Below are 12,961 nucleotides of genomic sequence, written 5' to 3' on the forward strand. Positions count from 1 at the left end.
TATTTTTCTAAATATATATTGTTTTACAAGTGCGATTTTTATTGCTTGCTTCAAAATGGAAGCGCTTTCATAAGAACTAAGTTTAGTATAATATAATTTCTAACAAAATTCAATAGTTATTTTTATAATGTTATCTTTTACATATATTTTTTTGATAATATATGTATTTATTGCTTAGATTATCTATGGCCTTTTAAACTCTATTTATTTTTATACATTAGCAATATCAGCATTTTTACCCTTTCTATTATAAATTTGACTTTATCCTAATTAATAAATATAATTAAGTTAAATAATTAATAAATAAATTTAAAATCTAAATTTCACAAGAAATAATTGCGTATGTACCGTTTTTATGTTGTATGCGCTTTCAATTTTTAAATTAGAGTTTAAGATTTATACGGAGGAATGAATTTGAATATATATGATATTGCAAAAGAAGCTGGTGTCTCTATAACCACCGTGTCTAGGGTTCTTAACCACAAAGAAAATATTAGTACCAAAACTAAAGATAAGGTTGAAAAGGTTTTAAAAAAATATAATTATATACCCAATGCTATAGCCAGGGGTTTAGTAACTAAATCCATGAAATCTATAGGCATCGTTACAACTAATATTACTGACATGCATCACGCTAAGTCTGCTTACATAATGGAAAGAGAATTTAACAAGTTGGGTTATTCTGTTATGCTATGCAATACCGGTTCAAGGACCGAGGAAAGCATAAATTATATTAAAATGTTATCTGAGCGAAATATAGATGGAATTATTTTAATGGGGTCAGTATTTAATAATAAAGATATACAATCATCAATTTCCGCATATCTTAATCATATTCCAACAGTACTTCAAAATGGATTTTTAGATATGGAAAATACCTACTCAGTATTAGTAGATGACTCTTATGGTATTTCTATGTGTGTTGATCACCTCTTTGAGAAAGGCCATTCAGATATAGTATACGTAAAAGATATGGATACCTACAGTGCAAAACAAAAGAAAGAAGGATTTCTAGTTGGAATGAATAAGAATGATTTAAAACTAGACGACAATTCCATAATAAATACACAGTGTGGATTAGATGGTGGTAGGAATGCTGTAAAAGAACTTATTAAATTAAAGAAAAAGTTTACTGCAATAATTTTTGGTGAGGATGTTACTGCAATTGGTGCTATAAAGGAGCTTCGCGACCTAGATATTAATGTACCTAACGATGTTGCTATAATAGGTTTTAATAATTCAATACTCGCCGAGTGTTGCTACCCAGAGTTAACCTCTGTTGACAATAAAGTTGAAACGACAAGTTTTTTAAGTGTTAAATTATTAAATGATCTTATAGAGAAAAAAAATGTAGCATCAAATATACTAGTTCGCCCAGAACTAGTAATTAGAAAAAGTACTTAATTTAAACATAAGATTATCCATAATTAACTTATGTTGACAATATTATAAATAAGAAATATACTTTCAAATAGGAAACTAATTTAGTTTTAACAGTTTCCAATTTGAAAGGTGATGTATTAGTATGAAGATTAAAATATTTACTCGAAATGAATTATTATTTCTAATTACAATAAGTTTAGCTTTAGGAATTAGACAAATGGCAATGACTATAGTTATGCCCTTTATTTCAACCTACAGTAGAACTTTAAGCTACAGTAATGCTACTTTGGCTGGGGTAGCCCTTGGTATTTTCGGACTAACACAAGCTATCTTTCAAGTCCCTTTTGGCATATGGAGTGATAAAATTGGAAACAAACGTGTTATTTTAATAGGACTTTTGCAGGTAATAATAGGTCTGTTTATTGCTTTTCTAGGTAAAAGTATATATATGCTTATTTTCGCTAGAGCTTTACAAGGAAGTGGAGCTATCCTTGCCTCTGGGTATTCCTGGCTTATTTGTAGTGTTGATAATAAAAAAGGACCTCGAGCCTTAAGCATTTTAGGAATGATTGTTGGTTTTTTTGCAGCATCAGCCTTTGCTTTAGGGCCTTTGATTAATAACTATATATCAGTAAGGCAAATGTTTCTAGTATGTGCGCTCTTAATTTCTTTAGTATGGATTATCATATTGTTTTTCTTAAAAGAAACTCATGATGAAAGTTCTTGTGCAATACCCGAAAATCAAATTAAGGTAGGAGAAGGCATAAAAGTTTTATTAAGAAATAAAAAATTTCTAGGACTTAATTTAGCAGGATTTTTAAATAATTATATAATGGTATCAGTATTTTATATAGTCCCCATATATCTTGAAAAAATCACTGGTACTAGTGGCATGTGGAAAATTTTTATGCCAGCAGTAATTATCGCTATAATATTTATGAGAAAATCTATTATATTTGTTGAAAAAGGCTCTAGTTCAAATTTAATTATACTGGCCTTCATTTTAAGTGCCATAGGTATATGCTTTTATTTTAAGAATCAATCATTTTACTTTATATTGATAGGAAGCATATTATTTATGACAGGGTATATTCTACTAGCTACGGTAATACCTTCTGCAGCTAATGATATTGCAGAAAATAGCTATAGAGGCGCGGCAAATGGAATAATAAATAGTTTTCAATATATTGGATCTTTTGTAGGTTCGGTTATCACTGGTCTCTTATGGAGTAATCACAAAAACATTGCTTTATTTTTAATAATAGCAATATGTATAATTGGCCTATTTACTGTAAAAAAAACTAAAGGAAGCTCTTTTAAGGAAATAAAATTAGGATAGTGAGGATAAAATGAAAGAACTAATAATGAAAATTGCTGCCCAAAAGATACAGACATATGGGTTAAGAAAATTTACAATGGATGAAATTGCTTCAGAACTTAAAATGAGTAAAAAAACTATATATAAGCATTTTAAAAGTAAAGATGATATTATATTTGAATATTTTAAAGAAATAATAGAAAGTGATAAAAATTACACTATCGAGGTCATAAAGAAAGGTGGTTCTTTAGAAGATAAGTTGAATTCAATAATTTTTTCTTATCATAAATATAAACTTCCCATTAATATACTAGATGAAGCACATAAGTTTTATTATGATGAATGGAATAAACTCCAAGATCTAAAGGATTTCAAATTGAAACTCATAGAAACAACACTAAAAGAGTCTATGGAATCAGGAGTTTTAAGGGATGATATTAATCTAAATCTTATCAGTTCCATCTTAGAAAGTGTTAGTAACACCTTTCTAGATTACAAATTTTTAAGCAAAAATAACATGACAATGAAAGATGCAATGAATGAGACGATTACAATATTACTTCATGGGATTTTAAAGATATAGTTAGAGTAGTACCCATAGATATTTCGCTTTCGATATTGCAATAACCATTATGAAGCTTAATTATGTCACTCGCAATAGCCATTCCTAATCCTGAACCTTTAGAATTAGTAGTTGTATTAGTTCCCCTATAGTATCTTTGAAATATATAAGGAATATCTTCTTTCTGTATTCCTTTTCCATTGTCTTTAATAACAACCTTTATAAAATCATTATTTCCTATTATATCTACTGATAACCTAACACTACTATCGTTATATGTAAGAAAATTTATAATGAAATTAAAAAAGGCTCTTTTAATCAGGTGAGTATCAATATTTAATAATATAGAAGGATTCGTACTATTAAAATTTATTTGTCTAGATATAAACTCAGGGCTTAATAACAATTCATTAATAATATTTTGTGTAAACTCAACAATATTAGTTTTTTCTAAATTTAGTACTATGCAATCATTTTTTAATTTATAACTAAAATTCAAATCATTTATAAGAGATTCCATGTACAAAGATTTTTCATAAATTATAGTTGTATATTCTTTTACCTCTTTTTTAGAAAATGAATAGTCTTTATCCATTAATATTTCTGAAAATCCTTTAATAGAAGATAAAGGAGTTTTCATGTCATGTCCTATAGAAGAAATCCGATCTTCTCTTAACTTATCTAATAATTCCTTTTCCTTTATATTTTCGAGTAACGTAACAGATAACGCGTTTAGATTTCTAAAAATATTTTTATATAATCCTTTTTCTTTTAAGACAGTACTATAATTTCCTTTTACAAGAGTATCTATATTATCAATGATATTTTGTAGAGGATTACCTATTTTTTTAGCAAAATAGAAATATGAAAAACAAATAATAATTACTATATTAGCTGCTAAAAGATATACTATATTTTTGGTTAAAAGCTTTTAACTTTAGTTGGGTTATATTCAATATTATATTTGGCCACTACATTAGTAGGAAATCCAACAAAATATGAGTACTTAGAATTACTAAATTTTTTTTCACATATAAAAACCGTGCTGTTTGCAATATCATATTTATACGCATGAACAAAATCTATGGGTGTATATTTAGTAATCACATCTACTGGTTTATTAAATTCATAGATTTCTTTTAAATTATTATCTACTATTTGAATCCACAAATTATTTTTAGAGGCAATCTTCTTTCCTTTATCATTTAAAACTGGTACAGAACCATTTAATTCAATATACTGGTCCAATATTTCAGCAGAGCCTAAAGGATTTGAATCAAAGCGAGCGTGATAAATAAGCTGGCAATTATGAACATATTAAGAATAAAAAGTATAATAAATATTATTAATAAACTTTTAATAAAAATATTGGATATCTTCGTTAATTGTGGTTTTTCATGTTTCATTTAATTCAATACCTCTCTATAAAATAAATTTGTAACCTACTCCTTTTGCTGTAATTATATATTTAGGGTTAGATGGCAATATCTCTAACTTTTCTCTTAACTTTCTTATATGTACCATAATTGTATTGTCATAACCCGTAAATGTATCCTCCCAAACCTCCTGAACTATTTGTTCTTTTGATAATATTATATTTGAATTTTGAATTAGGAACGTTAGTAATTTAAGCTCCTTTGCTCTTAATAAATAAATTTCACCATCTTTTTCTATCTCGCCTTTTTTCAAATCAACTTTGAAATCCTTATTCTCAAAGATATAATCTTCTTTCATAAATGATTGCTTAGTAAGTTCAATTCTTCTTAAGTGTGCTTTAATTCTAAAAGCAACTTCCTTAGGAGAAAAAGGTTTAGTTACATAATCATCGCCACCGATCCCAAGTCCCAATAGTTTATCTATTTCTTCTGATTTGGCTGATAAAAATATTATTGGGCACATACAAAATTTGCGTATTTCTTTTAAAACAGAAAACCCATCTAAATTAGGCATCATTATATCTAAAAGTATTAAATCAGGTTTATATGTTCTACACAAATGGATTGAATTCACACTATCATTTATTGATTTAACATTAGTAAATCCTTCTTTCCTTAGTACAGCAGTAAGTAAAATTAATAAAGCATCCTCGTCATCAATTATAAGAATTTTATTATTAGTTATGTCCAAAGTATCACCCCCACCTATATATATAATACACCTTCTTAAAATTCTAAAATCAGCCCAAGAGTATATTTAAGGTTTAGTTAAGGTTTAAATTAACCAGAGATAAGGTGCGTATTATATAGTTATATTATACCAAATTGTAAGGGAGGAATTTTCATGGATAAATATGTTTTAAAGGTCGATAACTTAAGTAAAAAATATAAAAATATTAAGGTGGTAGACAATATTAACTTAAATGTAAAAGAGGGAACCATCTACGGGTTTTTAGGTCCTAATGGAGCTGGTAAATCTACAACAATAAGAATGATACTCGGATTAATAAAAGCAACAAGTGGAACTGTAAAGTTATTTGGCGATGACATTCAAGAAAACAGAATAAGAATTTTAAAAAGAATAGGTGCTATAGTTGAATCTCCGTCGTACTATGGTCATTTATCCGCATATGACAATTTGAAAATATGGGCAGAACTTAAAGGAGTAAATTCAAATAAAATAGTTGAAGTGCTAAAATTATTAAATTTATCCGAAGCTAAGAATAAAAAAATAAATAACTTTTCATTAGGCATGAAACAAAGATTAGGAATAGCCCAGGCGTTAATAGGAGATCCCGATTTTCTGATTTTAGATGAGCCAATTAATGGATTAGACCCAATGGGTATAAGGGAAATAAGAAATCTATTAATATCTCTTGCAAAAGATCATAATAAAACCATATTTATTAGCTCACATATTTTAAGTGAAATGGAACTTATAGTAGATGATGTTGGCATTATAAACAAAGGTAAACTTCTATATGAAGGATCATTATCTAAATTAAAAAGTGAGCATAAATCGTGTCTTAATCTTGAAGAAATATTTATAAATTTGACAGGAGCTATGTAATTATGAATTTAACTAAAACCATAAAAGTAGAATTAATGAAATATAAAAATAGTTTCATTATATATGTGCTAATAGCACCTATAGCAATTTCTTGTTTAATGCTTAATATGGACTTATATTTCAGAAAAAGCTATGTATTATCCAAATATAGTAAAGTTGCTAATGATGGATTTTATGATTTAATAATAGAAAATCATCTGGCATTAATATGGCCATTACTACTTCTGTTATTTATCATACTAATTAGTATATCCATATTTTACATTGATCTAAAGAATAATTGTTTAACTCATTTATTTGTAAGCCCATTAAAAAGAATAAACTACTATTTAGCTAAATGGATAATGGTATTATTATTTACTGTATTAGTAATTGTGGTTGAAGCATTTTTACTAGTAGGCCTTACGAAAATATACAATCTCTCTAATAATCTGGATATAGAGCTACTGACTCGATATGTACTATTACAAATACTAACTTCTTTAGGCTTTATAAGTGTACAGATATTTTTATTTAGCATTATAAAAGATGTAGGGCTTTTAATTACAGTTAACGTAGTAGCTATATGTGCATCTTTCCCCTTTTTAAGAAATCCTTCTATAATAAAATTTAATCCATATTTACACTTTATGCATAATACACCTTTTTCAGATCCAAATCTTCTAAATCAAGATATAGTATGGTCTATTTTTTACACGATTTTATTTACAGCTATTGGAATAGCATATTTTAAGCATCAAGATATAAAGGAGGAATAACTTAATGTTAAAGATTATTAAAACCGAGTTGTGCAAAATCAGAAGTTTAAAAGCATTAATCATTGCATTTATGGTGCCGCTAGTTATGGTCTCAATTGGATTGATTAATGTCTATACAGGAAAAGTTAAAGTAGATAATATCTGGGATGCTCTTTATACTCAAAGTACTATTTTGTATGGTGGGTTGCTATTGCCTTTAGTTATCTGCTTAATAGTATCTCTTTCGTGGAGAATAGAATATAAAAATAACAATATAATTTGTTTAAGAACAACACCAATAGATTTAAATAAGTTGTTTATTGGTAAAATAGTTACAACCTCGATTATAGTTTTGTTAAATGTTGTTTGTTATATTATTATAATTATAGTATTTAAAACACTAATTATACCCAATGAACCTATAAAATCTTATGTGTTTACAGGCCCAATTATAGGGCTAATATGTACATTTCCTTTGATCTGTATTCAACATCTTTTGAGTATGACCTTCAAAAATTTTATATTACCTGTTGGATTTGGAGTGATGTTCACTTTTTTATCATTTTTAGTACAGGGCGCAAAGGTATCTTTATTTATACCCGCTTGTTATATCTATAAGGGATTTTTCTTTGGTGTAGAGAATGTTCTAGTTGAATTTAGTAATTCAATTTTAATATTGGTACCACTGCTTTGTTTTATTGTATTATTTATCGAGTTAAAAATATTTAGAAAGGAGGAATGTTAATTGGTGTATTTCTTAGTAATAAAATATTGAACGGAAAGGTAAAAAAAATTTAGAAATAAATAAAAAGGCTTTAGCTAAACGCACTATAAGCCTTTATATATCAATGGTTTATACAGTTTGCAAGAGGATAAAGCTGGCTGTGGAAACTCTGTTTTTGCAATGTGGCAGCTCAAAAAAGAAGCTGTACACTAATTTTTATTCACATAACTATCTTCATATACTTCCTCGTAGTAGCAATAAAATAACCTACATATACTACAATAAAAGTAATTATACTGCTTATAGCTGGCATTAGTATGTTATAATCTATCAGTTTGCTTAAAACAGACATTGCTACGCAGCTATGAATTATACCTACAACTAAAGGCAGTAGATATGATATTCCTATTTGCCTTGTAGTAGCTCTAAAAATCTCCTTATTCGTCATTCCAAGCCTCTTTAATAAAACATATTTATCCTTATCTAAGTAAGCTTCCGATATAAGTTTAAAATAAATAATGCTTCCTGTAGCAATTATAAAAACAAGTGAGAGAAAAGCTCCAAGGAAATAAACTATCCCAAAAACACTGTAGAAAGACTTATCTTTACTGACATTTACATGTAAAGAATCTTTAATGGGTTTAATTTTAACTAACTCCTTTTCTAGTAATTTTATATTGTCTGCATTATTTATTTTTATACCATTAAACTCATATATTTTAGAAGTGGGCCTAAGCAAATTATAGTCTTCATCATTTAATATTAGACAAAGGGGTATACTACTCCCCAAAATAGGAGTTTTAAGTGTATTTTTTATAGTATAATTCTTATTAGTTATAGTCGCTTTTACATTTTTATAATCATAAAGACTCATTACAACGCCAGGTGGTGATACATATAAAATTTCACCTTTAGATAATTTTTCTTTTTTAAAATTCTTTAAATCTTTTACTTTTAGATCAGAACTAATTTTTATAAAATCCGAATATTTTAAAGCCACATATTCCCCAAGTTGTAAATTCATTTCTGCATAAATATGAGGTTTTATAACAATGACTTCTGTACTCTCTTCAAGGATTATATCTTTTTTTGATGATGCTAACTTGTCTCTTACCTGCTGCTTTACTTTATCATCTGATGACATATAAGAAATTTCATAAGGTTTTTGTATAGCATCTCTTATTTGAACAAAATACCTAAGAGAGGCTACAGTTCCATAAGAAGTTAAAGTAATTGTAGCTAATATGGCAACTGCTGCTAGAGTTCTATAATTATTTTTTATTCTAAAGGCAATGTTGGACATACTTACTATATTTACTCCATTGTACAATATTTTCTTCCGGTTTATTATAAATTTCATTATTATGGAATAGACAGATCCAAAAAACCAATAGGTACCGAGTATTACAAATATAATAGCAATAAGGAAATTTGCTTCAAATTTCTCACCACGGGCATGCAATGCAAAGTAATATCCTACAGATATGCATATTAGAGATAACAAGCCCTTTACATAATTAACTTTTGGAAGTCTTTCTTCTCTTTTGGATGCATTAAGCAAGTCTATCAACTTACTTCTGACTATATTTATATACCCTAAAACTGAATTTACAAAGAAAATTACAAAAAATGCTACTGTAGTTTGAATTATTGCTTTAGTAGATATGAAAAAACCTATTTTCATATTAAGTAGTGCTACTTTAGCTAGCATCATTAGAAAGAGTTTGCAGAATGCAACTCCCAGTATTAGTCCAAAAGCTGTTGCAGTTATTCCCATAAAAACAAGCTCTATGGAATAAATAAGCGCTATTTGAGCGTTGGATACTCCCATAAAAGCATAAATACCAATTTCCCTTTTTCTTTGCTTTAAGAAAAATGAACTAGAAAACCAAATGAAAAATATAATAAATAATAGGAGTAAATAAGAAACTGCTATTGAGGTCCCTTTAATATAGGAATTAGTTTCATTAGCCTTTTGAAAATCCGGATTATATTTTAGTGCTACAAAATTATAAAAAACGATCACAGAAAATATCATAGACATTATATAAAGACTATAAACTTTTATATTCCTTTTGAAATTATCGAAAGCTATGCTGAAGGAATTCATTTAGAGTCACCCCTATTTTCTTCCTTTTGTGCGTAATAATCTATTGCACCATTCATTGATGCACCCATGTCCATAATTCTTTGGAAAAACTCTTTTCTTCCTCCATTTTTGTCGAGTTTTGCATGAATTTTTCCATCTTTTATAAACATTATTCGTCTGCAATAACTTGCAGCAAAAGCATCATGAGTCACCATTATTATAGTAGTTTTAGTTTCCTCATTTAGCTGAGTAAGACACTGCAGAAGTTCTGCTGATGATCTTGAATCTAATGCACCTGTTGGCTCGTCCGCAAAGATAACTGAGGGCGAAGTTATAAGAGCTCTTGCGGCAGCTGTTCTCTGTTTTTGACCTCCTGAGAGTTGATACGGATATTTGTCAAGATGATCTTTTAATCCTAAAAAGCCCGCTACTTCATTTACCCTTTCTATTATTTCAGTATGATTTACCTTGCTAAGAGCAAGAGGAAGAGCTATATTATCTTGGGCAGACATTGTATCTAATAGATTAAAATCCTGAAATATAAAGCTAATCTTGTTTTTTCTGAAATTAGCTAGTTCCCTTCCCTTAATTTTTTTCATATCTTTTCCTTCAAAAAAATAACTTCCGCTAGTAGGTTCATCAATGGTTGATATAATGTTTAAAAGAGTTGTTTTTCCTGCACCAGAAGGTCCCATTATTCCAAGGAATTCACCCTTTTCCACTTTCAAATTAACTCCATCTAAAACAGCCAAGCCCATACCTTTTAAACCATAAATTTTCTTTAAATCTTTAGTTTCAATAACGTAACTCATAAAAACCCTCCTCATAAAATAAAAGCTTACCTTTATTCTACCTATTAACCGCATGGCCAACCATCGAATTTAAGTTACATTTGTTATTTAATATTACATTTATGTAACCTTGGAGTAATCTGATAATTTATAAAAACATATAGTGAACTCCGTACCATTTCCCTCCTCAGATTTAACATATATATCATGATTTAATTTATGAGCCATCTTTTTAGATAAATATAAACCCATACCTGTAGATTTTGATAACGCTCTCCCATTCTCTCCTGTAAAACCTCTATCAAATATTCTATTTATGTCTTTTTCTTGAACTCCAATACCATTATCTTTAACATAAAGATTAATAGATTTGAAATCTTCTTTAGCATAAATGTTTATTTTTCCGTCCCTAGTCACATATTTGCATGCATTATTGATAAGTTGGTCAATAATATAAGAGAGCCATTTTTCATCGGACAAAACATCATAATTTATATTACCTAGTTCTAAATTTATATTTCTTGATATGAAAAGAGTAGCATTTCTTTTAACAACTTTTTTTATCATATTTTCAATACTAATTTCATTTATTTGTAAGTCCTCTGAGTAGCTAGATGCTCTACTTGTATAAAGCACCTGATTAATAAAAAAATTTATTCGTGTGTATTCAACAATAAGCTGTTCTGCCACATCTGTGTCATCTATTTTGCCAGTTATAAGCTCACATACCGAAATAGGTATTTTTATTTCATGAACCCACTTTATTATGTAATCATTCATTTCCTCAAAGGCTGATTTTACGTCGTTAACTTTCTTATCTGATTCATCATTTTTAAACCTAACGACGTCTTTTATAAGCTGAGCTTCAAAGTAGTAACTATTATGAGGCAGACTATCATCTACGATTTTTTCCTTACGTATAGCATCGTAAATACCTTTGTAACTATACTTCCATCTTCTATAATCAATAAATACAAATATTAATGATATAAAAAACAGTAGAAAATCCATATATATAATATCGTTAAACTGTGCATCTATAGGACTACTACTTAAAAGGATTAGATTTATGGTGAAGAAGATACATATGAAATATATTATTTTTAAGCTTGAATTTTTAATGTATGCGATTATATTCATAAAATCATGTACCCATAACCTTTCTTTGTAACTATATAATCCTTTAGTCCCATATCGCTAACTTTCATGCGAAGCCTGTTAATATTTACTGTGAGAGTGTTATCATTAATAAAATTATCATCATCCCATATTCCCCTCATTATCCTCTCTCTAGATATGGTCTTACCCCTATTTTTCATAAGTAGAAGCATTACTTTAAATTCATTTTTGGTAAGGTCAATTTTCTCTTCTTTATACTGAAGCGTGTTATCCACTAAATTGAGTATTACTCCATCACATTCTACTAAATCAGAGGGTTGCTCACCATAAGAATAAGTTCGTCTAAGCAAAGCATTTATCTTAGCAATTAAAATATCCATAGAAAATGGCTTGGTTATATAATCATCGCCGCCAGTATTCATTGCCATAATAATATCCATATTAGTATCCCTTGAAGAAACAAATATTATAGGAACTTTTGATATTTCTCTAATTTTGCTACACCAGTAAAATCCATCAAAATAAGGTAAGTTTACATCCATAACCACTAAATCAGGCTTCATGCTGGCAAACTCTGCAGTTATGTCTTCAAAATCACCTATAATAGAGGTCATAAAGCCCCATTTTATAAGACTTTCATTCATGTTAATGCACAATGCCTTATCATCCTCAATTGTCATTATCTTATACATAATTCACTCTCCTAATTCCACTTTTAAATCTGAAACATAGGTATTCTGCATTTTCTTTAAATCCATAAAAAAATAAGATAAAATCTTAATAATAGGGTTTTTAACAAAGATATTTTCTGTAAAAATTATTTTTGTTCCACCTGATTCTGTTACCGAAAAATGACCAGTCCAAGAACCATTGAACATTTTATTTCCAATATTAAATTCATATTCACTATACTCTTTCTTTTTAGTAATGCTAAATTTTGTAGCATTGCCGCTATGAGTGTATTCAATAAATTCTTTACCATCATTAAGAATTTCAATTCTTTCAATATCACTACGCCATTTACAATTACTATTATTGGTAACGACATTCCAAACAGATTTTATATTGGAATTGAAGTATGCTGTAACTTCTGATATTCTTGCTTTCCCCAAAACATTCACCTCTCAAATTATAAATAATTTCCGTTTAATCTACAATTATGCATCAATCTCCAGTTAATTATACCATTATATACCATGGTTTGCTGTGTTTTAAAATGTTCTATTTGTATA

General features: G+C 28.3%; 14 protein-coding genes. 6 read left to right on the forward strand and 8 right to left on the reverse strand.

Going from position 1 to position 12,961, the window contains the following annotated elements:
• Positions 1-408: 408 nt before the first annotated feature.
• From KPL44_RS17575 to KPL44_RS17585, 3 genes are all read left to right on the forward strand, one after another.
• On the forward strand, positions 409-1,404 hold the full coding sequence (locus KPL44_RS17575; RefSeq protein WP_253201826.1) for a LacI family DNA-binding transcriptional regulator: 996 nt from the start codon (positions 409-411) through the stop codon (positions 1,402-1,404).
• Positions 1,405-1,525: 121 nt separating this feature from the next.
• Entirely contained in the window at positions 1,526-2,722 is a 1,197-nt protein-coding gene (locus tag KPL44_RS17580; RefSeq protein WP_216252823.1) for an MFS transporter, read from the forward strand.
• A 10-nt stretch (positions 2,723-2,732) separates the two neighbouring features.
• A complete protein-coding gene (locus KPL44_RS17585) occupies positions 2,733-3,284 on the forward strand; it encodes a TetR/AcrR family transcriptional regulator (protein WP_216252825.1) in 552 nt (183 codons plus the stop codon).
• Here the strand turns inward: KPL44_RS17585 and KPL44_RS25450 are convergent.
• The 3 genes from KPL44_RS25450 to KPL44_RS17595 all read right to left on the reverse strand — a co-directional run bounded on the left by KPL44_RS25450 (position 3,250) and on the right by KPL44_RS17595 (position 5,390).
• Positions 3,250-3,903 (reverse strand): sensor histidine kinase, encoded by a 654-nt coding sequence (locus KPL44_RS25450; RefSeq protein WP_253201827.1) that lies wholly within the window; start codon positions 3,901-3,903, stop codon positions 3,250-3,252. The two genes, KPL44_RS17585 and KPL44_RS25450, sit on opposite strands and share 35 nt — an antisense overlap.
• A gap of 281 nt (positions 3,904-4,184) precedes the next feature.
• The gene (locus KPL44_RS25455; RefSeq protein WP_253201828.1) at positions 4,185-4,511 is read right to left on the reverse strand and encodes a hypothetical protein; all 327 of its coding nucleotides are present in this window, start codon (positions 4,509-4,511) and stop codon (positions 4,185-4,187) included.
• Positions 4,512-4,685: 174 nt separating this feature from the next.
• A complete protein-coding gene (locus KPL44_RS17595) occupies positions 4,686-5,390 on the reverse strand; it encodes a response regulator (protein WP_216252827.1) in 705 nt (234 codons plus the stop codon).
• A 153-nt stretch (positions 5,391-5,543) separates the two neighbouring features.
• Between KPL44_RS17595 and KPL44_RS17600 the strand changes: the two genes are divergently transcribed.
• The 3 genes from KPL44_RS17600 to KPL44_RS17610 are packed head-to-tail and all read left to right on the forward strand — an operon-like array spanning position 5,544 to position 7,751.
• Entirely contained in the window at positions 5,544-6,269 is a 726-nt protein-coding gene (locus tag KPL44_RS17600; protein WP_216252829.1) for an ABC transporter ATP-binding protein, read from the forward strand.
• 2 nt (positions 6,270-6,271) lie between these two features.
• A complete protein-coding gene (locus KPL44_RS17605; protein WP_216252832.1) occupies positions 6,272-7,027 on the forward strand; it encodes an ABC transporter permease in 756 nt (251 codons plus the stop codon).
• A gap of 4 nt (positions 7,028-7,031) precedes the next feature.
• Complete coding sequence (locus tag KPL44_RS17610) at positions 7,032-7,751, forward strand: ABC transporter permease (RefSeq protein ID WP_216252834.1); 720 nt, start codon at positions 7,032-7,034, stop codon at positions 7,749-7,751.
• Between the two features lie 199 nt (positions 7,752-7,950).
• Here KPL44_RS17610 and KPL44_RS17615 read toward each other — a convergent pair whose 3' ends face one another.
• The 5 genes from KPL44_RS17615 to KPL44_RS17635 all read right to left on the reverse strand — a co-directional run bounded on the left by KPL44_RS17615 (position 7,951) and on the right by KPL44_RS17635 (position 12,841).
• The gene (locus KPL44_RS17615) at positions 7,951-9,840 is read right to left on the reverse strand and encodes an FtsX-like permease family protein (protein ID WP_216252836.1); all 1,890 of its coding nucleotides are present in this window, start codon (positions 9,838-9,840) and stop codon (positions 7,951-7,953) included.
• Entirely contained in the window at positions 9,837-10,631 is a 795-nt protein-coding gene (locus KPL44_RS17620) for an ABC transporter ATP-binding protein (protein WP_216252837.1), read from the reverse strand. The genes KPL44_RS17615 and KPL44_RS17620 overlap by 4 nt, the downstream gene beginning before the upstream one ends.
• Positions 10,632-10,730: 99 nt before the next feature.
• Positions 10,731-11,621 (reverse strand): sensor histidine kinase, encoded by an 891-nt coding sequence (locus tag KPL44_RS17625; protein WP_253201829.1) that lies wholly within the window; start codon positions 11,619-11,621, stop codon positions 10,731-10,733.
• Positions 11,622-11,746: 125 nt separating this feature from the next.
• On the reverse strand, positions 11,747-12,421 hold the full coding sequence (locus KPL44_RS17630) for a response regulator transcription factor (RefSeq protein ID WP_216252841.1): 675 nt from the start codon (positions 12,419-12,421) through the stop codon (positions 11,747-11,749).
• Positions 12,422-12,424: 3 nt separating this feature from the next.
• Positions 12,425-12,841, reverse strand: coding sequence for a hypothetical protein (locus tag KPL44_RS17635; RefSeq protein WP_216252843.1), 417 nt, complete (start codon positions 12,839-12,841; stop codon positions 12,425-12,427).
• Positions 12,842-12,961: the final 120 nt, after the last annotated feature.

Source organism: Clostridium sp. DSM 17811 (assembly GCF_018861905.1).
Taxonomy (GTDB): Bacteria; Bacillota; Clostridia; order Clostridiales; family Clostridiaceae; genus Clostridium_AD; species Clostridium_AD frigoriphilum.

Bases quoted from the DNA above. Each gene is read 5' to 3' on its own strand.
- KPL44_RS17575 (WP_253201826.1), top strand. From the start codon at position 409: ATGAATTTGAATATATATGATATTGCAAAAGAAGCTGGTGTCTCTATA.
- KPL44_RS17580 (WP_216252823.1), top strand. From the start codon at position 1,526: ATGAAGATTAAAATATTTACTCGAAATGAATTATTATTTCTAATTACA.
- KPL44_RS17585 (WP_216252825.1), top strand. From the start codon at position 2,733: ATGAAAGAACTAATAATGAAAATTGCTGCCCAAAAGATACAGACATAT.
- KPL44_RS25450 (WP_253201827.1), bottom strand. From the start codon at position 3,903: ATGAAAACTCCTTTATCTTCTATTAAAGGATTTTCAGAAATATTAATG.
- KPL44_RS17600 (WP_216252829.1), top strand. From the start codon at position 5,544: ATGGATAAATATGTTTTAAAGGTCGATAACTTAAGTAAAAAATATAAA.
- KPL44_RS17605 (WP_216252832.1), top strand. From the start codon at position 6,272: ATGAATTTAACTAAAACCATAAAAGTAGAATTAATGAAATATAAAAAT.
- KPL44_RS17610 (WP_216252834.1), top strand. From the start codon at position 7,032: ATGTTAAAGATTATTAAAACCGAGTTGTGCAAAATCAGAAGTTTAAAA.
- KPL44_RS17615 (WP_216252836.1), bottom strand. From the start codon at position 9,840: ATGAATTCCTTCAGCATAGCTTTCGATAATTTCAAAAGGAATATAAAA.
- KPL44_RS17620 (WP_216252837.1), bottom strand. From the start codon at position 10,631: ATGAGTTACGTTATTGAAACTAAAGATTTAAAGAAAATTTATGGTTTA.
- KPL44_RS17625 (WP_253201829.1), bottom strand. From the start codon at position 11,621: ATGGATTTTCTACTGTTTTTTATATCATTAATATTTGTATTTATTGAT.
- KPL44_RS17630 (WP_216252841.1), bottom strand. From the start codon at position 12,421: ATGTATAAGATAATGACAATTGAGGATGATAAGGCATTGTGCATTAAC.